This is a genomic window from Pelagibacterium nitratireducens (genome assembly GCF_037044555.1).
GTDB lineage: Bacteria > Pseudomonadota > Alphaproteobacteria > Rhizobiales > Devosiaceae > Pelagibacterium > Pelagibacterium nitratireducens.
Genome location: NZ_CP146275.1, coordinates 1462631 through 1482798 on the forward strand (window position 1 = coordinate 1462631; position 20168 = coordinate 1482798).

Consider the following 20168-nt stretch of genomic DNA (forward strand, 5'->3'; position numbering starts at 1 on the left):
TAGCAGATATCAGCGATTAAGGGTCTTTTTATCCAATCAGGGTTAAGCTGGCGGTAGTGATTGTGACGATTGCGTGATGGTGGGAAAGATGATGCAGCCGCGGGTGGGGGTGAGCCTCGATTCTTTGAAAGTGGACAGGACCAACCGGCCGATCGATCTGGTGCATCTGGCGCGTCAGACGCTGGGGGACAGGGCGCTGGAATGCGAAGTGTTGCGCATGTTTGAAAAGCAGGTCGCGATCTATTTCGAGCGGGTGAGCGCTGCGACCGATCCCCATGAAATAACCCTTGGACTTCATACGCTTAAGGGTGCCGCGCAGGGCATTGGCGCCATGGTTCTGGCCTCCCAGGCGCGGGCGGCGGAAGTCGAATTTGCCCGTGACGGCAAGCTCGACGAGGAGACGCTGGCCGATCTGGGCATGGCGGTTTCCGAGGTGTGCGGATACATTTCATCGATCGTTTCGGACTGAATTTTAGCGCCAACAATGGCGCTAAAATCCATGGACTTGTGCGTTCGGTAGCCCCACATTTGCGTTTGTTGATGCGCTTGTGTGTGCGGGATGGTTTTCCTATATCCGGGGCACCTCACAGATTTATCCCCGGAGCCCTTTTCCATGCCTATGATCACGTTCGTTGAACCCGATGGCGCGCGCCGCGAAGTCGAAGCGGAAAATGGTGCGACACTGATGGAGACGGCGATCCGCAATGGGGTGCGCGGCATCGTGGCCGAGTGCGGCGGGGCGTGTACCTGCGCGACGTGCCATGTGTATGTGGAAGAGGAATGGTATGGGGTGACGGGCGGCCCCTCCTCGATGGAAGAGGACATGCTCGATTTCGCTTTCGACGTCAAAGACACCAGCCGGCTTTCATGCCAGATCAAGATCCGCGACGATCTCGATGGGCTGGTCGTGAACGTGCCGAGCCGCCAAGGGTAGGATCGGCGACGGTCTATCAGGAGTGTTCTCCGCCCTCTTCCCCCGGCGAAAGCGGGGTCCAGCAGCATCAACCACGAAATCACCGCCTGATGACGCTCCCGTGGGCCCCGGCTTTCGCCGGGGCAGCGAAGGGAGCTAAACCCGCGCGTCCGAATGCAAAAGGCCCCGCCGAAGCGGGGCCTTGTTTTTTTGCAAAGGGATCAGTTCAGTTCGAACCTGTCGAACAGTTCGACTTCGCCTTGCGGGTCGGTGGTGTCGAAGACGTAGGAGCTGACGGTCGTCCCGTCGGGGCCGGTTTCGAGGACCGAGAACGCGGTCAGCTCGTTGCTGGCGATGCAGGGGAGGTCTTCGCCCGAGGATGCATTGGTCATTGGCGAAAACTCGGTGGGCATGACCGGTTCGTAGCCGTGCGGATCGCCGGTGACGGCGTAGTCGGCCGGATCGTAATCGAAACCGGAGGGGGCATTGCCGCGGGCCTGGTGGCCTTCGACGTAGCAACCATAGTTGTTGCCGACATTGGAGGTCTCGAGGATGTTCATACCGGCCGGGTTCACGAAGCGATACCAAACATGGGAATGGCCGGTGTGGACGAGCTGCACGCCGGCGTCCGAAAGGAGCGGTTCGACGTGGTTGACGAACATATCGGCATCGACCGGATAGTCGTAACGCACGCCGGTCAAACGGCCAGCCTCGTCATAGTCGAGGATCTGTTCGGGGTTCGCGTAGGCGGGAATGGAATTGTCGCCCATGCCGTGTGACGGGTGGTGCATGAGCGCGAGCTTGACCGGAGCCGACTTGAATTGCTCGCTTTCGAGCACGGAAACCAGCCAGTCATACTGCTCAGAGCCTTCGGCCATATCCTCGAAGATGAATTCGCCCCATCCCCAATTGTCGGGGGTGTCGAGGTCGGCTGCCGCCTCGCGGTATTTGCCGCGAACGCCTTCATCCTGCGAGGGGGACCGCCAGATGCGGGTGCCATAAAGCCCGATCATGAACACATCGCCGTAGCGGATGGCGTAATAGGTCTCTTCGCCCGGGCCGTCCGCGGGGAGGGTGAAGATTTCCTCATAGGTGGTGGTGTTGAACGAATTGTCGGCGATCCACTGTTCGCGGATTTGCGCGTCGCCCGAGGGGTTGTAGAGGTCGGCATTGGCTTCATAGAGCGCTTCGGCAACGGCGCGGGGACGCGGGTCGTTGAACTGGCTGCCCAGCGCGGTGGCGGGATTGTAGCGGCCCATCACTTCGTGGTTGCCGATGACCGGGAACAGCGGGGCGTTCTGGATGATTTCGCCGCCGTGATAGGTGGTCGTCGTGTCGAACGTGATATCGCCCTCGGTGCGCGACTGGGCCAGCGCATAGGCGGCGTGGCCCTGAAGGCCGGGGAAGAAGGCAAAGCCGCGATTGTCGTCGAACCATTCCGAGGCGCGGTCGGGGATATTCTGGAGATCGCCGGAAAAGAACACGGCGTCGAGTTCGCCGACATTTTCGGCGATCTTTTGCATGTTGGTCGGGGTCATCGGCTTGAGCTGATGATCGGAGGTCAAAAGGATGCGCAGGGGCTGCCCTTCGGCGGGAAGCGGGGCGAGGGAAAATTCCCGGCTTTCGACGGTCTCGCCATTCTCGTCCGCCGAGCGCACGAAATAAGCCTCGCGCTCGCCGGCCGTGAGGCCGTCCACATAGGCTTCGTGACGCCAGACGTCGCGGGCCGTGGTGGCGGAGAAGACCGAGCCGTCACCATTCTGGGTGCCGACCCAGGACTGGTTGTCCTCGGCCAGACGGCTCATCTTTATGGTTTCGGCGGCAAATTCGCGCTCGCCGACGACGACTGTGTGGTCCTCGCCTTCGAACTCGGTGAACCACACGACGTGGACGCCGTCCTGGGTGGGGAGTTGAAGGAAGGGGTCGGTCAACAAGCGCTCATCGGCCTGGCTGGCCTGGGCCATCGCTGGGATGGGGGTGCAAAGGGCGGTTGCGGCAAGAAGGCCGGCAAGGAAAAGGGTTCTGGGGGCGGGAGTCATCGCGTCCTGTCTCCTGTGGGGAACTCACAGGATGGCTCTACGATCAGGGGCTTACAGGGGTGTGACAGGGAAATGTCGGCGCGGTGACAGCAGCGCACAAAAAGAAAGGCCCCCTCACCCGGACCTTGCTTTGCAAGCTCCGACCTCTCCCCCCAAGGGAGAGGTACGAACCCGCGAGCGCGGGGATATACCTCTCCTTTGGGGAAATGGGCGCGGAGCGGTGGGTGAGGGAGGCTTTTGGTTATTCTCCAGCGCGCCAGTCGTGTTTTTCGCGCCGGTGGCGAGAGGGAAATTTATTCGCGCATTGCGACCTTGGCCGCGCGCGGTGTTCCAAGGGCTTCCTGCCCAGGGAAATAAGTCTCCGAACGCCGTTGTTGCGCTTGCTGGATGGGCCGGAAACCCCTAATTTTGCGCATGTTTGGCTGTGCGTGTGTCCTCCCGATGCCGCCGCCAGTTCCAAAAACTGAACCGATCTCGTTTACGGCCAGGAGACCCTCACCCGTGGCACGGCTTAACACATTCCCGGTTTCGGTCGCGGTCAAAGGGCGGCGCATCGTCATTGTGGGCGGCGACGAGGAAGCCCTGGCCAAGGCGCGGCTGGCGGCCAAGACCAGCGCGGAAGTGGTTCTGTTCGCCCACGAATTCGAGGCCGATTTTTCAGGGCTGGACGTGACGCTGGTTGCTCGGTCGGTCGAGCCGGACGATTTTGCCAATGCGGCGCTGGCCTTTGTGGCCGACCATGGGCCGGAGGGCGCGCGGGCACTAAAGCTGGCGCGCGAGGCGGGCGTTCCGGTCAATGAAGTCGACGTTCCCGAAAACTGCGATTTTTTTACTCCGGCCATTGTCGACCGGGCACCGATTTCGATTGCCATTTCGTCCGAAGGCGATGCGCCGGTGCTGGCGCGGCTGGTGCGGGCAAAGATCGAGGCGATGTTTTCGCCCCGGCTTGGCGATATCGCGCGGCTGGCCGGATCGATGCGCGACAAGGTTGCAGCCCTGCTATCCGATGGGGTGGCGCGGCGGCGGTATTACGAGGCGCTGGTGACGGCGCCGGGCATCGAAGGTGCGCTTGCCGCCGGAGAGGGCGAGGCGCGAGCCGATGCGCTGCTGGCCGAACATGCCGGTGCGGCATCGGGCAATGGCCTGGTGTGGCTGATCGGGGCTGGGCCGGGGGCAGAGGATCTGCTGACGCTGCGCGCCCAACGCCTGTTGCAGGAAGCGGACGTTATCGTTCACGACCAGTTGGTGCCCTCCGCTGTCGTCGAAATGGGGCGGCGCGATGCCGACCGGATTTCGGTGGGCAAGGCCAAAGGGCATCACTCGTTTTCGCAGGCCCAGATCAACACGCTGATCGTGCGGCTGGCGGGTGAAGGCAAGAAGGTCGCGCGGCTCAAATCGGGCGATCCGATGGTGTTCGGGCGCGCGGGCGAGGAAATCGCGGCATTGCGCAAGGCTGGCATCGACTATTCCATTGTGCCGGGCGTGACCTCGGCGCTGGCTGCGGCAGCAGATACGGCAACGCCGGTGACGCTGCGCAAGGTCTCCTCGGGGTTCGTTTTCGCCACGGCGCATGGCGCCGACAATTCCGATCTTGCCCATTGGGCGTCGCTGGCCCAGTCGGGGCTGACGCTGGGGCTTTACATGGGCAAGTCGATTGCCGGGCAGGTGGCGGGCGATCTCATGGCGCAGGGGCTTTCGGGCGCGGTGCCAGTGGGGATCGTGGTCAATGCCGGGCGGGCCGACAAGACGCTTTATGCGGGAACTGTCGGCGGGCTGGCGTCGGGCGCAATCGATTTTGCCGATGGGCCGGCGATCATCTTTATCGGCGAAGCGGTGGCCGAAGGCGATTGGGCTCAGGCCGAGGCGATTGCGGCGCAGGTGGAGCGGGTGGCGTGATGGCGACTGCGCTTGGCGTTTCAATCGCAGCGTCATTGTCGGGCTTGACCCGGCAATCTGCAGTGGCGCCGCTGGCGCAGACGGTGTTCGCGGCACCAGCCGTGCGACACACTTCTGCTGCGTACAATGGTGGCGAGGCGGATCCCCGGGTCAGGCCCGAGGATGACGGTGGTTGGGTTGGGCAGCGCTGTCGAATGTCGTCCATATGTCGCCTCTAAAATGAATCCGATGGTTTCTGTAACGTATTGAGTGAAATGACGAAAATCCTCACAGGCAATGAACTGCTCTCCGGGGCGACCGTGTATCTCGATCCGCAAGGCAATTGGGTTGAGGACATTCAGGCGGCGCGGGTGTTTGGCAAGGACGAGACCGAGGCGCTGGACGCTGCCATGGCCGGGACAAGGGCGACGGGGCGGATTCTGAGCCTTGAAACCGAGGACGTCGAAACGATCAATGGCGCGATTCACGCCAACCGCATCCGTGAGCGCATCCGGTCCGAAGGGCCGACGGCTCCGCGCTTTGACCGCCAGCATCTGGGCGAGGACGAACATGTATCGATATGACGAATTTGACGCGGCGTTTGTAAGTGAGCGCGTCGAGCAGTTTTCAGACCAGGTCCGCCGCCGGATTTCCGGGGAATTGACGGAAGACCAGTTCCGGCCGCTGCGGCTGATGAACGGGCTCTATCTCCAGCTTCACGCCTATATGCTGCGGGTTGCGGTGCCCTATGGCACGCTTTCGTCCAGGCAGATGCGGATGCTGGGCCATATCGCGCGCAAGTATGACCGGGGTTACGGGCATTTCACGACGCGCCAGAATATCCAGTACAACTGGCCCAAGCTGCGCGATATTCCCGAAATCCTGGCCGATCTGGCGAGCGTGGAAATGCATGCGATTCAGACATCGGGAAACTGCATCCGGAACGTGACGACCGATCAGTTTGCCGGGGCGGCGGCCGATGAGATCATCGATCCGCGTCCGGTGGCCGAGATCATAAGGCAGTGGTCGAGCCTGCATCCCGAATTCACCTTCCTGCCGCGCAAGTTCAAGATCGCCATTACCGGTGCGCCCAATGACCGGGCTGCGGTGAAATTTCACGATATCGGGCTGATGGCGCAGACCAACGGGTCGGGCGAAGTCGGCTGGGCGGTCTATGTCGGGGGCGGGCTGGGGCGGACGCCGATGATCGGCAAGCTGATCAACGGATTCGTGCCGCATGAACATCTGCTGGCCTATCTGGAGAGTATCCTGCGGGTCTATAACCGCTATGGGCGTCGGGACAACAAGTACAAGGCGCGCATCAAGATCCTCGTGCATGAGGAAGGGCTGGAAACCATCAAGGCGCAGGTGGAAGAGGAATTTTCCCATGCGCGCGGCGGGGTGCTGACGCTGCCCGAGGCCGAACTGGACCGGATCAACGCCTATTTCACGCAGCCGGCCTATAAGGACCACGGGGTCGTTTCCATCGATGTGGAGCGCGAAAAGATTCTCGATCCGGCCTATGGGCGGTTTCTGGAGAACAACACGTTCCCCCATGCCCGGTCGGGCTATACCTCGATCACCATCTCGCTCAAGCCCATCGGCGGGGCGCCCGGCGATGCGACGGCAGAGCAGATGGAAGCGGTGGCGGAGCTCGCCGAGCGCTATTCGTTCGACGAGGTGCGGGTGAGCCATGAGCAGAACTTGGTGCTGCCGCATGTGGCGCTTTCCGATCTGCGGGCCGTTTACGACGGGTTGGTCGAGGCTGGACTGGCGGACGCCAATTCGGGTGAGATCACCGACATGATCACCTGCCCGGGGCTCGATTTCTGCGCGCTGGCCAATGCGCGCTCGATCCCGATTGCGCAGGACATTTCGCGCCGGTTTGGGGCGCCCGACCGGCAAAAGGAAATCGGCAAGCTCAAGATCAAGATTTCGGGCTGCATCAATGCCTGCGGGCATCACCATGTGGGCCATATCGGCATATTGGGCGTCGAAAAGAAGGGCACCGAGCTCTACCAGATCACCCTGGGTGGTGACGGCACTGAAGAGGCTTCGGTGGGCAAGATTTTGGGCCCGGGGTTCGTGGCCGAAGAGGTGCCGAACGCCATCGAGCGACTGGTCGATGCCTATATCGCCCAGCGCACAACCGAGGACGAGACGTTCATTTCAGCCTATCGGCGGCTGGGTGACGCACCGTTCAAGGAGGCGCTTTATGGCAATGGTTAGCTCCATCATCAGTGCCGGCGAACCCAGGCCGGACAAGCTGCGCCAGCTCGGTATTCTCTCGCTCAACGGCATGTTCGACGAGATGGACGCCGAGGGCGTGCTGCGTCAGGCGGTCGAGGAATTGCTGCCGGGTGAGATCGCCATGGTGTCCTCGTTCGGGGCGGATTCGGCGGTGCTTTTGCATCTGGTGTCCAAGGTCGATCAGAAGCTGCCGGTCTATTTTCTCGAGACGGGCAAGCATTTTGCCGAGACGCTCGATTATGTGGAAACGTTGAAAGCGCGGTTCGGGCTGACCAATGTGATTACGCTCTATCCCGACAGCGCCGACATCAAGCGGTTCGATCCCGATGGGACGCTATGGGAGAATGATCCGGATTCGTGCTGTCATATCCGCAAGACCGAACCGCTCGAAAAGGTGCTCGAGGGTTATGGTGGCTGGGTGACCGGGCGCAAGCGGTTCCAGACCGCCGAGCGGGGCGTGCTGCCGCATTTCGAGCTCACCAGCGACGATCGCATCAAGGTCAATCCATTGGCCTACTTTACCCATGAGGACATTGATGCGTACAAGGCGGCCCATGGGCTGCCCGAGCATCCGCTGTTCGAGCGCGGGTACAAGTCCATAGGCTGTGCTCCGTGCACCAGCGCCGTGGCGGAAGGGGAAGATCCCCGGGCCGGCCGTTGGCGCGGGCGCGACAAGCGTGAGTGCGGCATTCATTTCGATTTCAATGGGAGCATCGCGAAACCGGTGAGCCAATCTTCTTTGACTCTCTATAAGGACGGTGCGTTCAGGGCCGATCCCTGGCGCGCCTGGGCCGAGGACGATGTGGCGGCCGATGTGCGCTATACCCATGTGCCGCTGACCGTGTTCGTCGAAAACCGCGATGTGTTTCTGGCCAGCCCGCACCCCATCGGGTTGCTGGTCAGCCCGGGCGAAAAGGTCGAGGACGTGGCGGACGATCTGGGGCGGTTTTCCTCGATTGCCATCAATTTTCCGGCCTTTACGGACGGGCGGGGCTATTCGAGCGCGCGGCTGTTGCGCGAGCGCTATGGGTATGAGGGCGAGTTGCGGGCGGTGGGCGATATCCTGACCGACCAGATCCCCTTCATGCGCCGCTGCGGGATCGATGCGTTCGTTGTGACGAACGGTCCGACGCGGGCGGCGCTGGAAAAGGATGCGCTGGCCGAGGTGTCGCGCTATTACCAGCCCGTGGGGGCGCGCGTCGAAATTCCAGCCGGCACGCGGCCGTTTCTGAGGCGGCCAGCCGAGTGATCCATACTTGACAGTTCGCGTCATATATATATTCCAAGCGCGAACTTGCTAATTCCAACGACCAGGACTCCTTTATCCATGAGCGGAAATGAAATCGTCACCGATGTCGTGATTATTGGCGCGGGCCCGGTGGGCCTGTTTGCCGTGTTCGAATTGGGTCTGGTCGACCTCAAATGCCATGTGATCGATATTCTGGATCGGGCGGGCGGGCAGTGCGCCGAGCTTTATCCCGAAAAGCCGATCTATGACATTCCCGCCTTTCCCGAGATTTCGGGGCAGGGGCTGACCGACAATCTGATGAAGCAGATCCAGCCCTTCGGGGCCGAGTTCCATTTCTCCCAGATGGTCAAATCGGTGGAAAAGCTCGAGGACGGCTCGTTCCGGCTGACCACGGACGCCGACGAGGTGTTCCTGACCAAGGTCGTGGTGATCGCGGCGGGCGGTGGTTCGTTCCAGCCCAAGCGGCCGCCTGTCGAGAATGTCGAGGAATACGAAGGCAAATCGGTATTTTACGCCGTGCGCAAGATGGATGATTTCCGCGATCAGGACATCGTCATCGTGGGTGGTGGGGATTCGGCGCTCGACTGGACGCTCAATCTCGAGCCGCTGGCGCGGTCCTTGACCCTTGTGCACCGGCGCGACCAGTTCCGCGGCCATGCCGACAGCGTCAACAAGATGCGGGCGTTGGTCGAAGAGGGGCGGATCAATTTCATCACCGGCCAGCTCGGGCGCCTCGAAGGCGAGAACGGGCAGTTGAGCGAAGTCTATCTCAAGACCGCCGGTGGCGAGCTTGGGGTGCCCGCGACGCGCCTGCTGCCGTTCTTTGGCTTGACCATGAAGCTGGGGCCGGTCGCCGACTGGGGCCTGGATCTGCACGACAACGCGCTGGTCAAGGTCGATACCGAAAAGTTCGAAACCAGCGAAAAGGGCATTTTCGCAATCGGCGATATCAACTGGTATCCGGGGAAATTGAAGCTGATCCTTTCGGGATTCCATGAAGGCGCGCTGATGGCGCAGGCGGCCAAGAAGATCGTGCATCCCGATCAGAAGGTGGTTTTCCAGTACACGACCTCGTCCACCCAACTCCAGAAGAAACTCGGCGTGGCTTGACCGGGATGGTCTGCAAATGGCAATGACCTGCGCTTCCGGTGCTCACGTATTTTTAATACGCTCCGCTCCGGTTCTCGGGCATCACCATTTTCGACTCATCCGGGCCAAGCCAGGGACCTAACGACCTCACGCGAACAGGACCTCACAATGCAGATCTACGTCACCGACCAGGATGGGACCGAACACGAACTCGAAGCCCTCGAGGGCTGGCGGGTGATGGAAGTGATCCGGGACTGGGGGCTCAACATCAAGGCCGAGTGTGGCGGTTCGTGCTCGTGCGCGACCTGCCATGTGTTTGTCGATGCCGAATGGCAGGACAAGCTCACCCCGCCGACCGACGAGGAAGAGGACATGCTCGATTCGGTGCCCGACTACGAGGCCAATTCGCGGCTGTCGTGCCAGATCCTGATGAGCGAGGAGTTGGACGGGTTGCGGGTGAGGCTTGCGGACTCGGCCAAGCAGGACGAAGCGGCCTAGAAAATCGAAGACAACTGGTCCTTTGCTGTTGTGGCGCGCGGGTGTATGAGCGGGTCCTGAGCCAAGATCGACTGCCCGAGTGCCTGCCATGACCCTTCTCGACTATCTCCCCTATGCCATCGCGCTGGCGATTGCCGCTGCCATTCCCGGACCGGGTATTGCCGCGGCGGTGGGCAAGGCGCTCGGATCGGGCTTTCGCCCGGCGGTGTGGTTCGGCACCGGGCTGGTGCTGGGCGATCTGACCTATCTCACGCTGGCCGTTCTGGGGCTGGCGGCGGTCGCGGCGGCCTTTTCGGGGATATTCGTTGTCGTCAAGGTGCTCGGCGCGGCCTATCTCGCCTATCTGGCGTGGAGCTTCTGGCGGGCCGGCATCGATCCTGAAAAGATCCAGGCCGGCAAGGGCAATGGCGCTCTGGCCTCGATGCTGGGCGGCTATTCGGTGACGCTGGGCAATCCCAAGACCATCATTTTCTACATGGCGCTTCTGCCCACCGTTGTCGATCTGGGTGCGGTTACGCCCGAGCGGTTTGCGGGGCTGGTGGTCACCACTATCGTCGTGCTCTATCTGGTTGTCGTGCCGTATGTGGCGCTGGCCGCCAAGGCGCGCGATTTCCTGCGCAATCCACGGGCGCTCAAAGCGCTCAATCGCGGCGCGGCGGGCGCAATGGCGGGCGCAGCCGCCTATATCGTGCTCAAGCCGTAACCGCTTCCAGTACTAAAACTTAATCAATGTTAACGTGCGCAGCCGGCTTTGTGGCGAAATCGGGCGGTTTTCGGCGCGGCTCGACGCGCCCGAAAAACAATGTGAACAGGCGCGTCATTCTATGACGAAAAACTCACATCTTTAATCTGGAAATCGGCTCGCGAACGCCTATCTCTTGTCTTGTCCCCAACGAGGGACGTCAAGAAAAGGATACTTAAAAAATGAAGCTCAAAGCCCTTCTCGCCTCCGTCGCAGTTGTTGCCGGTCTTGCCGCTCCCGCCATGGCCGCAAACATCGGTACGGTCTCGGTTTCCGACGCAGACTGGACTTACGTGACCGACTACTGTGACTCCCTTGATGGCCTTTCGGTCTCCGACGCTTTCGATTTCAGCCCGTCGACGACCGCTGAACTTTCCACCGCGAGCGTTCAGCTGAGCTCGATCACCCAGAGCGACTGTGAAAAAGCCGGTCTGATCTGATCGATAAAAACCATTGCCAGATGCGACAAGGGCGGCCCCAAGGAGCCGCCCTTTTTGTTGCGCGCAGCTCGGCCCTGGCCTGGCAATGCCACCAAATGATCAAATTTGGAATGGCAACCCGGCGCGGGGTCTCTGCATTGTGTCAGCAACGCCCCGCTTGCCGGCTTCGAATAATCGGATGAACGGTGGGTAATGCGTTGTTTCGTCGGTCGTTTTTTCAGTTTGGCCGACAAAAGAACCAATGGAGAAAACCATGAAACGCACTGCTCTTTTTGCCTCTATCGCTCTCGCCGCAGGTCTTGCCGCTCCTGCCATGGCGCAGGATGCTCCGGCTATGGCCGGGGAAATCGGCGGGGTTTCCGTCAGCGCTGAAGACTGGGTTTATGTGGAAGAATATTGCATGACCCTTGGCGAAGAAACCCAGGCCGATTCCGTTGATGAATCGCCAAGCTCCACCGAAGAGCTTTCGACCTCTTCGATCGAGCTGTCGACCATCACTCGTGACGACTGCCTCGAAGCCGGTCTGGTCGATGGTCCCGTGACCGGTGGTTCGGATGACGGCGAAATGGACGACGGCATGACCGAGGGTGATGTCGAGGAAGAAGACGCCGAATAACAGCGGCTCTTCTTCAAGCCTTTTGGGGCGGCGCTTCGGCGCTGCCCTTTATTTTGTCTTGCCCTCGGTGGCGACCTTGCCAAGATCGGCCACGAAGTCCGAGACGACGGGCGATGTCCGGGCCGCAAAGGGCAGGGGGCGAACGAGCTTGATCGCCGCGATGCCCACCCGCACGGTCATCAGACCGTTCAGAACGCCTTCGCCCAGACGCGCCGAAAGGTTGGCGGCCACGCCATGGCCGATCAATTGCTCGACGACTCCGTCGGTCAAGACCAGCCCACCGGTGACCGCGAGGTGGGCAATGATGGCCCCTATCAAACGGATAAAGCCGAAAAAGCCCGGACGCGCGCCGTAAAGATCGGCCAGATTGCGGGCGAGGCGAAAGCTTTCGAACACGACGAATGCGATATCGATCAGGGCGCGCGGGGCGACTGCGGTGACCAGAGCGACGCGGCGGGCGCTCGATGCGGTGAGCGCACGGGCGCGCGCATCGAGGGGCGCCATGAGCGCGCGTTCGGCTGTGTGGATCAACTCGGCACCGTCGAGGATCGAGGCGGTATCGGTTTTGAGCCCCGTGCGGGCGCGGGCCAGATCGGCGCGTTCGGCGTAGAGCCCATCGAGTTCGGCAACGATTTTCCGGGCGGCGGGCAGGTCATCGGCGATCAGGGCCGCCGAGGCCTTGTCGCGCAGGCGGTCCATGGTGCGCAGACGGGCCAGACCGATGATTTGGCGGATGGTGAGGACGGCCAGAGCGAGGGCAAAGATCGCCAAAACGCCCAGTCCGAACCAGCCCAGCCAATCATAGGCCGCAAACAGGTCGCGGATCAGCCGGTCGGCGGCCAGCCCCAGGCCAAGGGAGATCAGGGTGCCGCCGGTCCACAGCGCCAGATTGCGCCAGAAGCGACCGCGGCGTTTGGGCGGCGGGGCCACATCGGTATCGGCGAGGTCCTGGGGCGTGGCTTCGAAGACGTCGGGGGCCGGTTCGGCCAGCGCGGTTTCAAAGGCGCGCGGGGCGCGGGCCGCCTGTTCATCGGCACGGGTTTGGGTGGGGATGGCGCGGGGCTCTCTCATGCCATCTTGTCCCCGATCAGGAAATCCAGCGCGCGGTCGAGGCGGATATGGGGAAACACGGGATCACCGGTCTGGCTCGGGGAAAGGGTTTTGGGCGGCAGGAAGCGCAGGAAGTTCAGTTGAGGTGTTGAATCAACCGATTTGAAAAGTGAATCTGGGTTTTCGGGCAAGTCACCGGGAAACAAGGCGATTTCGGTTTTGCCATCATAGGTGGTTTCGCCGAGGCGCTGGCCGTTTTCGGGGGTGCCGATGATGGTGGGCAGCGTTTCGCCTCCATGTTTGACGCTGCCCTCGTGGGTGGCGCGGATGGCGGCGATGGCCAGTGAGCGCGTCTCGGCGCCGTGGAATTTGGCGCGGCGCGAGGCGTTGGCGACGAGGCGGTTGAGGATGGTTTCCAGCCGCGCGTGGGAGGTGTGGTGCAGGAGGTCGGCCTTGGTGGCGGCAAACAGGATGCGGTCGATCTTGCGGGTGAACAGCCGCGAAATGGGGTTGGACGACCCTTGCCGGAAGCAGGAGAGCACCGAAGTGAGCGCCGTTTCCAGATCGGCCACAGCTTCGGGGCCGGCGTTGAGTGCGCGAAGCGCATCGACAAGCACGATCTGGCGGTCGAGGCGGGCGAAATGGTCGCGAAAGAAGGGGCGGACGACAACGGATTTATACGCCTCGTAGCGGCGCTCGAGCATTGCATAAAGGCTCGAATGGCGCGGCGTCGATGCCGGGGCCGGTAGGGGCGCGAAGGTGAGGGCCGGCGAGCCCTCGAGATCGCCGGGCATCAGAAAACGCCCCGGCGGGAGCGTGGAGAGCGCGCGGGCATCGCCCTTGGAGGCGCGCAGATAGGCGGTGAAGGCGGTGGCGAGGGTTTCGGCAGCGGCGTCATCGGCCTCGCGGGAGGGATCGAACGATCCCAGGGCATCGAGGAAGGGTTTTGCGTCTTCGGCGCGGGCCGGGCGCCGGGCAAGCGCCAGGGCCTCCTCGCTCCATTCGGCGTAGGATTTGGTCAGAAGCGGCAGGTCGAGCAGCCATTCGCCGGGATAATCGACGATGTCGAGATTAAGGGTCGAGGTGCCGAACTGCGATTTGATCCAGCTTGCCGACTGATAACGCAGGGTGAGGCGCAACTGGGAGATGCGGCGCGTGCTTTCGGGCCAGACCGGGGGCGTGCCCATCAGCGCGGCAAGGTGGTTTTCATAGGCGAAACGAGGCGTGGCGTTGTCGGGGTGTTCGGCCAGCCGAGCGCCGATCAGCCGGCCTTCGGCCATGGGCGCAAAACCGGGCAGGCGCGCGCCGGTCAAAAGGTTATGGATGAGCGCGGTGATGAAGATGGTCTTGCCGGCCCGCGACAGGCCGGTGACGCCCAGCCGCAGGGTTGGGGTGACGGTTCCGGTCGCCGCATCGGCGAGATTGCCGAGCGCAATGCCCAGTTCGTCGGCGATGGTGGTGGGCAGGCTGGGCAAGAACTCAAACTCCGATTACGCCCGAACAAGGTAGGGGGAGAACGGCAGAATGCAAGGGAGGTGTTGGCGCGATATCGCTTGCCCTTGGGGCTGGTCTGGATTATCGATGCGCCGTCTTTGATCTTCGCCGATTGAAGGCTTTGGCCCGGTCGGAGATTCCACCTCCTGGCCGGGTCATTCATTTTTTGCACAGTATGGTGACCCTGATGGCCTATACCCCACGCCGACCGACCAGCGGCAAGGAGCGCGCCGAAGCGCTGTTCAAGGCCGCGACCACAAGGCCCGAAGACCCCAAGCCGAAAACCAACGCCATACCGACCGGAAAGGAAATGGTCTCGATCCGCATCGACCGCGATGTGCTGGCCCATTTCCAGGATGATGGGCCGGGCTGGCAGGAGCGGATCAACGCGGCGCTGAGGGTGGCTGCGGGGCTGGAGTGAGCAGTGGGCGCGGCATCGTGCCCAAACGCCCCTGTGTCAAGCCACTGGCATTTTCTCAAACGATTGCAATCCCGGATCGATCGTGTCCCATGCGTGGCCGCGCATGCTGTAAGTGAGCGCTTGCGGAGTGAACTGGCCGGGGTCGTCGAGGCTGGCGGCGTGGATCGCGATCAAGTCAGGCATGGCGGTGAAGGTCAGGTAAACCGGCGCTCCGCAGGTCGGGCAGAAGGCGTGAATCTTGTCGTGCCCGCTGTCCGCCGTTACACGCCACTCTGACACCTCACCGGTGATTTTTACCTCGGCGCGGTTCGGAAAGCTCAGATAGGAGCCGTGTCCGGTGCCGCTTCGCTTTTGGCAATCGATACATTGGCAGTGGTTCTGAAAAATAGGATCGCTGCCCGTTTCATAGCGGACCGCGCCGCATGCGCATCCGCCCTTGTAGGATCTGGCCATTTGTGGGTCCTCGGGAATTGACGCCGCGCGGGATCAGGCCGCTTTGGGCCTGGCAAAGATGTCGAGCCCGCGACCGGTTTCAAGGAAGGATTTGAGGCTGGAAAGCACGACCGGCCAGCCCTTGCTGATCCCGGCTTCCATGCCGCTGCCGGCAATCAGTTCGTCATGGCTGACGGTGAGGCGGACCATGTCCTCATATTCCTCGATGGTGAAGGTTACGCGGCTGTGGGCGTCGGGGTCGTCGGCCTGCGAGGCGTTGGCCCAGGTGATGACGAGATGGGCGGGCGGGGTGATCTCGACGACTTCGCCGACGAGTTCGACCGTCCGTTCGTCATTGGCGCGGATGTGCTGCCATTGGGCGCCGGGGGTCCAGTCCGAGACGTTTTCGTGGCCCCAGTAGCGCCGGGCGATGTCGGGGCGGGTGATGGCTTCGAACACTTTTTGCGGGGTCGAGGCGATGTAGGTGACATAGACAAAGCTGGTGCGTTCGGCGGTCATTCTTTCTCTCCTTCAAGTTCGGTCTTGAGCTGGTAAAGCAGGCTCAGGCGCTGGTGCTCGAACTTGCGGACCCAGCGCTCGTAAACGTCGTGAAGCGGCACGGGATTGATGAAGTGAAGTTTTTCCCGGCCGCGTTTGACTGTGGAGATGAGATTGGCCGCTTCGAGAATATCGAGGTGCTGGGTGGCGGACTGACGGGTCATATCCAGCCCTTCGATGAGCTGGCTGAGCGTGCGTCCGTTGTTTTCATAGAGCAGGTCGAGAAGTTTCCTGCGGGTCGGGTCGCCCAGCGCCCTGAATACCTTGTCGTCGTCCATTGGCCTCATTTCCGTCTGGAAAGATAATATGCAGGTATTTGACTGCACATCAAGATGCAAAACGAATGCGCGCGGGTTTTATGCCGCGCGCTTGTCTTTTCCGTCGGTGTCAGTCGATCAGTCTACCACTCGCCCGTGCCGACCTTGTCGAGATCGTAGGGCGTTGTCTGGTAGATCTCGTTGATCCAGTTCTGGAACAGAAGGTGTGCGTGGCTGCGCCAGCGGTTTTCGGGCATTCTGGCCGGATCGTTGTCGGGGAACAGGTCCACGGGCATCGGGGTTTCGAGTCCGGCCTCGATGTCGCGGTGGTATTCGTCGGCCAGCGATGTGTTGTCGTATTCGAGGTGGTTGAGCATGTAGGCGGCGCGGTATTTGCGGTCGTCGAGCATGCAGATGCCCACTTCGTCGCTGTCGATCAGGATATCGAGATCGGGCGAAAGGCTTTTGCGGTCGATGTCGTTGTAGCGCGACACAGGCACGGCCAGATCGTCGGAAAAGCCGCGCAGGAAGGGGTGGCGGGTGTCGAGCACCTTGTGGCGATAGACCCCGAACGCCTTGTGGTCCATGCGATAGCGCCTGACGCCGTGCAGGTGATGCAATGCGGCCTGGGCCCCCCAGCAGATGAACATGGTGTGGTGGACGTTGGTCTGGGTCCAGTCGATGATTTCGAGCATTTCGGGCCAGTAGCGCACGTCCTCGAACGGCATGTTGGCGATGGGGGCGCCGGTGACCACGAACCCATCGAACTTTTTGGCCCGCACGTCCTCCCAGGTGGAATAGAAGTTCTGGAGATAATCCTCGGGCGTGCTTTTCGATAGCGGGTCGGCAACCCGGACCAGGGTGAGATCGATCTGGAGCGGGGTGGAGGCGATGAGGCGCGCGAACTGGGTTTCGGTGCGCTGCTTGTTGGGCATCAAATTGAGCAGGCCGAACTGGAGCGGGCGGATGTCCTGACGTGCCGAACGGGACTGGTCCATGACCACCACGCCCTCGGTTTCGAGCGTGACGCGGGCGGGAAGCTGGTCGGGAATGCGGATTGGCATTTTCGGATGTCTTTCAGTAAACTCTTATATAAGTGCAGTCCTATTATTCTGCGGCCACCGCCAGACGATTGGCGATGGCCCTGCACATGAGCTCCATGAAATCCTTTTCGTCGCGCACGTCGGAAAGCTCGGACGCGTCGACCTGATATCCGAAATTGTCGGCCAGCGCCTGATAGCGCGGCAGCCGGTCGCGCAGCAGGGCCTCGAAGCCCCACACGCCGAAAGCGTCGGGATCGACGTCGTCATCGTGGGTGACGCCGTTTTCGCGCTTGAACTCGTCCCATTTGGCAACGAGGAAGTCGGGCGGGTAGTACATGGGTTTGGGGTTGGCCTTGTACCTGTCGATCAGGCGCTGGGCATCGCCCTCGGTGCCGCGCAGGTAGAGCAGGGCCGTGGTGTCGGTCAAAGCCTTGACCACGGGGTCTTCTGGATTGTGCGGGTCGAGCACCTCGATCAGCGAACCGCCGGTGTCGCACAGGAAATCGTCATAACCATAGAGCGCCTTGGCGCGCTCGATGAAATAGGGAACGTCGAGCAGGGCGTAGATTTCGGCCACGCGGTGCTGTTCCTGACGGCGCTGGTATTCGGAAAAGGTCAGCCCGCCCTTGGCCGGATTGCCCGGCGTGCCGAGATAGCTCGAAAGCGGATCGAGATTGTCGAAGGAAATGTTGGACTGGATCGAGATCGAATCCGAGCGCAGCAGTTCGGCAAGGAAGGGCACCTTCATTGCCTCGCGCTTGAAATTGTCGACGATGTATTCGCCCATGTGCCGCGTGCCGATGCGGAAATCGACCGAGAAATGAAACCAGTCGGCACGGCGCACGATGTTGCCCAGCCGCGTCTTGCCCACGCCGGCCATGCCGAAGACCGTGACGGCCTTGCGGGGGAGCGCGCGGAATTGATCGGGGCTGGAAAAGAGCATGGGGCTGGTCCGGTCAAAGTCAAGAAAATCAGAACATGCTGCTTAGATTTTTATGGCGCGGGCGTCCAGTCATTCGCTGGTCTGCCCTCAATCTCGGCCTGTCACCCCGGACTTGATCCGGGGGCAGTACACTCCGCCCCGGAGAGAAATCACAAACGCTGGTGAGTACTGGATCCCGGTTCTTCGCCCGGGATGACAGTGGTGGGGAGGCGGCGAGGATGACAGTGGTGGGGAGGCAGCGAGGGTGGCGGGGCGTGTATGGCAACGAGGGTGGCGGGGGCGCATGGCAGCGGAGGGTGAGGGAAAAATTTGCCGGGTGGGCGGCTGAAATTTCCCGATGATGTGCTTTCGACGGTCGTCGATATCGAAGAAAATCCAGCAAAATCAAGGGTTCCGGAGTCTGGCACCCCTCTTGCATCACCTGTTTGCGAATGCGCGTGCTTGGCGTGCACATGTTTGGGCTGTCGCGATCCCGGTCGGGGTTGCTCGTACGACGGAGAGTAAAATGGGTATCTATGGGGCATTGTCGACGGCCGTTACGGGCATGGCGGCGCAGTCGTTCGCGCTCGAGAACATTTCGGGCAACATCGCCAACTCGCAAACCACCGGCTACAAGCGCATGGAAACCGGGTTCATCGACCTGATCCCCGATGCGGCGGTCGGTCGGCAGAAACCCGGCGCGGTTCTGTCCTATTCGCGCTCTACAAACGATGTGCGCGGTGACATCATCACGTCCTCGACCGGTACCCATGTCGCGCTGAACGGGTCGGGTTTTTTCGTTGTTGCGGAAAAGACCGGCACGTCCGATGGCAATTCCGTGTTCGGCGATGCGAGCTATTATACCCGTCGCGGCGATTTCGAGATGGATCGCGAAGGGTTTTTGCGCAATGGCGCGGGCTATTATCTCAAGGGCGTGCCCATCGATACCACGACGGGCAACGTGGCGGGTTCGGTGCCCGAAATGGTGCAGGTTTCCAACGGGCTGATCCCGGCCAAGGCGACCCAGCGCATCGTTTACGAGGTCAACCTGCCCGATACTCCCGCCGTGGGGCTGGCCGCCGATTTCGCCACGACGCTTTCGTCCGCCGGCGACATGGACGGCACCGAGACGCTTCAGGGCGCAGCGCCGGGCCTGGGATGGGCGGGCGGCGACCAGTTCACGATTTCGGTCGGGGGCGGGGCGGTCGAGACGTTCGTGGAGGGCGTGGACGGGACCACGGTCCAGGACTTGATCGATTGGGTCAATTCCTCGGTTCCCGGTGCGACGGCGTCTCTGGACTCCGAAGGGCGCCTGCAGATCACCGCCGAAAACACCAACCATAACATTGTCATTGGCGGTACCGGCACCATCGCCGGCGTTGCCTCTCAGCCGGTCCCCGACGCGCCAGAGACCAATTCCGACTTCGTCGGGCGCTCGGTCGAAGGCGGGGCGATCACGGTCTATGCCCCCAATGGTGCGTCGGTGAACGTGCAGATGCGCTGGGGCAAGGTTTCCAACGAGCCCGATACCTGGCGCCTCTATTACATGAGCGACGGCGAGCCCCAGACATGGTCGGAAGTTCCCGATGGTGAATTCACCTTCGAGGATGGCGTGCTTCAGACGCAGGGCGGCGCCTCGGTGTCTCTGACAGAGCCACTGCGACTGAACCTTCCGAACCTTACCATCAACGGGACCGAGGTGGGTGATGTCGAGATCGACCTCGGTTCGGGCGGACTGACCCAGTTCGACAACGCCAATGGCCGGGCCGCCGTCTCGACGCTCAACCAGAACGGGTACCCCGCCGGTTCGTTCATGTCGGTTGCCATCAACGACAGTGGCCGGGTGGTCGCCACCTATTCCAATGGCGAGCAGATCGAAATCTTCCAGCTTGTCACGGCCAATTTCAACGCCGAGAACCAGTTGAAACGCCTTGATGGCGGCATCTATTCGGCCACGGCCGCGTCGGGCGAGGCAATCCTTTCCACCGATGGCGGTATCACCGGCGGTGCTCTTGAATCGTCCAACACCGACATCTCCGAAGAGTTCACCAAGCTGATCGTGACCCAGCAGGCCTATTCGGCGGGTACCCGCATCGTCTCGACGGCTGACGAGATGCTGCAAGAAGCCCTCAACATGATCCGATGACTGATTGGGTGAGGGTGGGCTGCAAATGGCTATTTCCTGCGCTTCCGGTGCTCACGTACAAAAAGTACGCTCCGCTCCGGTTCTCGGAAACAACCATTTTCGCCGCACCCTGGCCCAAACAGCGCCGTGCCACT

21 protein-coding genes are annotated in these 20168 nt (G+C 61.7%); 13 read left to right on the forward strand and 8 right to left on the reverse strand.

Going from position 1 to position 20168, the window contains the following annotated elements:
- Positions 1 to 88: 88 nt before the first annotated feature.
- Complete coding sequence (locus V6617_RS07285; protein ID WP_338610061.1) at positions 89 to 469, forward strand: Hpt domain-containing protein; 381 nt, start codon at positions 89 to 91, stop codon at positions 467 to 469.
- Between the two features lie 144 nt (positions 470 to 613).
- Complete coding sequence (locus V6617_RS07290; protein ID WP_338610063.1) at positions 614 to 934, forward strand: 2Fe-2S iron-sulfur cluster-binding protein; 321 nt, start codon at positions 614 to 616, stop codon at positions 932 to 934.
- Positions 935 to 1134: 200 nt separating this feature from the next.
- On the opposite strand, the gene V6617_RS07295 is transcribed toward V6617_RS07290, so the two are convergent.
- Entirely contained in the window at positions 1135 to 2952 is a 1818-nt protein-coding gene (locus V6617_RS07295) for a metallophosphoesterase (protein WP_338610065.1), read from the reverse strand.
- Between the two features lie 501 nt (positions 2953 to 3453).
- Between V6617_RS07295 and cysG the strand changes: the two genes are divergently transcribed.
- From cysG to V6617_RS07340, 9 genes are all read left to right on the forward strand, one after another.
- Entirely contained in the window at positions 3454 to 4848 is a 1395-nt protein-coding gene (cysG, locus tag V6617_RS07300; protein WP_338610066.1) for a siroheme synthase CysG, read from the forward strand.
- A gap of 254 nt (positions 4849 to 5102) precedes the next feature.
- Positions 5103 to 5411, forward strand: coding sequence for a DUF2849 domain-containing protein (locus V6617_RS07305; RefSeq protein WP_338610067.1), 309 nt, complete (start codon positions 5103 to 5105; stop codon positions 5409 to 5411).
- On the forward strand, positions 5398 to 7056 hold the full coding sequence (locus tag V6617_RS07310; protein WP_338610068.1) for a nitrite/sulfite reductase: 1659 nt from the start codon (positions 5398 to 5400) through the stop codon (positions 7054 to 7056). The genes V6617_RS07305 and V6617_RS07310 overlap by 14 nt, the downstream gene beginning before the upstream one ends.
- Positions 7043 to 8326 (forward strand): phosphoadenylyl-sulfate reductase, encoded by a 1284-nt coding sequence (locus V6617_RS07315; protein WP_338610069.1) that lies wholly within the window; start codon positions 7043 to 7045, stop codon positions 8324 to 8326. Before V6617_RS07310 ends, V6617_RS07315 begins: the two co-directional genes overlap by 14 nt.
- Before the next feature lie 78 nt (positions 8327 to 8404).
- Complete coding sequence (locus V6617_RS07320) at positions 8405 to 9436, forward strand: NAD(P)/FAD-dependent oxidoreductase (RefSeq protein WP_338610071.1); 1032 nt, start codon at positions 8405 to 8407, stop codon at positions 9434 to 9436.
- Positions 9437 to 9583: 147 nt separating this feature from the next.
- Positions 9584 to 9913, forward strand: coding sequence for a 2Fe-2S iron-sulfur cluster-binding protein (locus V6617_RS07325; RefSeq protein ID WP_338610073.1), 330 nt, complete (start codon positions 9584 to 9586; stop codon positions 9911 to 9913).
- A gap of 88 nt (positions 9914 to 10001) precedes the next feature.
- On the forward strand, positions 10002 to 10616 hold the full coding sequence (locus V6617_RS07330; RefSeq protein ID WP_338610075.1) for a LysE family translocator: 615 nt from the start codon (positions 10002 to 10004) through the stop codon (positions 10614 to 10616).
- Positions 10617 to 10837: 221 nt separating this feature from the next.
- The gene (locus V6617_RS07335; RefSeq protein ID WP_338610077.1) at positions 10838 to 11095 is read left to right on the forward strand and encodes a hypothetical protein; all 258 of its coding nucleotides are present in this window, start codon (positions 10838 to 10840) and stop codon (positions 11093 to 11095) included.
- Positions 11096 to 11348: 253 nt separating this feature from the next.
- Positions 11349 to 11711 (forward strand): hypothetical protein, encoded by a 363-nt coding sequence (locus V6617_RS07340; protein ID WP_338610079.1) that lies wholly within the window; start codon positions 11349 to 11351, stop codon positions 11709 to 11711.
- 48 nt (positions 11712 to 11759) lie between these two features.
- On the opposite strand, the gene V6617_RS07345 is transcribed toward V6617_RS07340, so the two are convergent.
- A complete protein-coding gene (locus tag V6617_RS07345; RefSeq protein WP_338610081.1) occupies positions 11760 to 12782 on the reverse strand; it encodes a TIGR01620 family protein in 1023 nt (340 codons plus the stop codon).
- Positions 12779 to 14236, reverse strand: coding sequence for a YcjX family protein (locus V6617_RS07350; RefSeq protein WP_338610083.1), 1458 nt, complete (start codon positions 14234 to 14236; stop codon positions 12779 to 12781). Before V6617_RS07350 ends, V6617_RS07345 begins: the two co-directional genes overlap by 4 nt.
- Before the next feature lie 206 nt (positions 14237 to 14442).
- Between V6617_RS07350 and V6617_RS07355 the strand changes: the two genes are divergently transcribed.
- On the forward strand, positions 14443 to 14676 hold the full coding sequence (locus V6617_RS07355) for a BrnA antitoxin family protein (protein WP_338610085.1): 234 nt from the start codon (positions 14443 to 14445) through the stop codon (positions 14674 to 14676).
- A gap of 36 nt (positions 14677 to 14712) precedes the next feature.
- Here the strand turns inward: V6617_RS07355 and V6617_RS07360 are convergent, their stop codons facing one another.
- The 5 genes from V6617_RS07360 to V6617_RS07380 all read right to left on the reverse strand — a co-directional run bounded on the left by V6617_RS07360 (position 14713) and on the right by V6617_RS07380 (position 17909).
- Entirely contained in the window at positions 14713 to 15129 is a 417-nt protein-coding gene (locus tag V6617_RS07360; RefSeq protein ID WP_338610087.1) for a GFA family protein, read from the reverse strand.
- Positions 15130 to 15162: 33 nt separating this feature from the next.
- Entirely contained in the window at positions 15163 to 15627 is a 465-nt protein-coding gene (locus tag V6617_RS07365; protein ID WP_338610089.1) for an SRPBCC family protein, read from the reverse strand.
- Positions 15624 to 15944, reverse strand: a complete 321-nt coding sequence (locus tag V6617_RS07370; protein WP_338610091.1) for a helix-turn-helix domain-containing protein — start codon at positions 15942 to 15944, stop codon at positions 15624 to 15626. The genes V6617_RS07365 and V6617_RS07370 overlap by 4 nt, the downstream gene beginning before the upstream one ends.
- A 122-nt stretch (positions 15945 to 16066) precedes the next feature.
- Positions 16067 to 16987: a homoserine O-succinyltransferase gene (locus tag V6617_RS07375; protein WP_338610092.1), complete on the reverse strand. Its 921-nt coding sequence runs from the start codon at positions 16985 to 16987 to the stop codon at positions 16067 to 16069.
- 43 nt (positions 16988 to 17030) lie between these two features.
- Positions 17031 to 17909 (reverse strand): ATPase, encoded by an 879-nt coding sequence (locus V6617_RS07380; RefSeq protein ID WP_338610094.1) that lies wholly within the window; start codon positions 17907 to 17909, stop codon positions 17031 to 17033.
- Positions 17910 to 18414: 505 nt separating this feature from the next.
- Here V6617_RS07380 and V6617_RS07385 point away from each other — a divergent pair.
- Positions 18415 to 20034, forward strand: a complete 1620-nt coding sequence (locus V6617_RS07385; protein WP_338610095.1) for a flagellar hook-basal body complex protein — start codon at positions 18415 to 18417, stop codon at positions 20032 to 20034.
- Positions 20035 to 20168 lie beyond the last annotated feature (134 nt).

Excerpts from the sequence above, each read along its gene's own strand:
- V6617_RS07340 (WP_338610079.1), top strand. The coding sequence starts at position 11,349 with ATGAAACGCACTGCTCTTTTTGCCTCTATCGCTCTCGCCGCAGGTCTT.
- V6617_RS07360 (WP_338610087.1), bottom strand. The coding sequence starts at position 15,129 with ATGGCCAGATCCTACAAGGGCGGATGCGCATGCGGCGCGGTCCGCTAT.
- V6617_RS07305 (WP_338610067.1), top strand. The coding sequence starts at position 5,103 with ATGACGAAAATCCTCACAGGCAATGAACTGCTCTCCGGGGCGACCGTG.
- V6617_RS07320 (WP_338610071.1), top strand. The coding sequence starts at position 8,405 with ATGAGCGGAAATGAAATCGTCACCGATGTCGTGATTATTGGCGCGGGC.
- V6617_RS07315 (WP_338610069.1), top strand. The coding sequence starts at position 7,043 with ATGGCAATGGTTAGCTCCATCATCAGTGCCGGCGAACCCAGGCCGGAC.
- V6617_RS07375 (WP_338610092.1), bottom strand. The coding sequence starts at position 16,987 with ATGCCAATCCGCATTCCCGACCAGCTTCCCGCCCGCGTCACGCTCGAA.
- V6617_RS07385 (WP_338610095.1), top strand. The coding sequence starts at position 18,415 with ATGGGTATCTATGGGGCATTGTCGACGGCCGTTACGGGCATGGCGGCG.
- V6617_RS07345 (WP_338610081.1), bottom strand. The coding sequence starts at position 12,782 with ATGAGAGAGCCCCGCGCCATCCCCACCCAAACCCGTGCCGATGAACAG.
- V6617_RS07355 (WP_338610085.1), top strand. The coding sequence starts at position 14,443 with ATGGCCTATACCCCACGCCGACCGACCAGCGGCAAGGAGCGCGCCGAA.
- V6617_RS07295 (WP_338610065.1), bottom strand. The coding sequence starts at position 2,952 with ATGACTCCCGCCCCCAGAACCCTTTTCCTTGCCGGCCTTCTTGCCGCA.
- V6617_RS07370 (WP_338610091.1), bottom strand. The coding sequence starts at position 15,944 with ATGGACGACGACAAGGTATTCAGGGCGCTGGGCGACCCGACCCGCAGG.
- V6617_RS07285 (WP_338610061.1), top strand. The coding sequence starts at position 89 with ATGATGCAGCCGCGGGTGGGGGTGAGCCTCGATTCTTTGAAAGTGGAC.
- V6617_RS07310 (WP_338610068.1), top strand. The coding sequence starts at position 5,398 with ATGTATCGATATGACGAATTTGACGCGGCGTTTGTAAGTGAGCGCGTC.
- V6617_RS07290 (WP_338610063.1), top strand. The coding sequence starts at position 614 with ATGCCTATGATCACGTTCGTTGAACCCGATGGCGCGCGCCGCGAAGTC.
- V6617_RS07325 (WP_338610073.1), top strand. The coding sequence starts at position 9,584 with ATGCAGATCTACGTCACCGACCAGGATGGGACCGAACACGAACTCGAA.
- V6617_RS07365 (WP_338610089.1), bottom strand. The coding sequence starts at position 15,627 with ATGACCGCCGAACGCACCAGCTTTGTCTATGTCACCTACATCGCCTCG.
- V6617_RS07380 (WP_338610094.1), bottom strand. The coding sequence starts at position 17,909 with ATGCTCTTTTCCAGCCCCGATCAATTCCGCGCGCTCCCCCGCAAGGCC.
- V6617_RS07330 (WP_338610075.1), top strand. The coding sequence starts at position 10,002 with ATGACCCTTCTCGACTATCTCCCCTATGCCATCGCGCTGGCGATTGCC.
- V6617_RS07335 (WP_338610077.1), top strand. The coding sequence starts at position 10,838 with ATGAAGCTCAAAGCCCTTCTCGCCTCCGTCGCAGTTGTTGCCGGTCTT.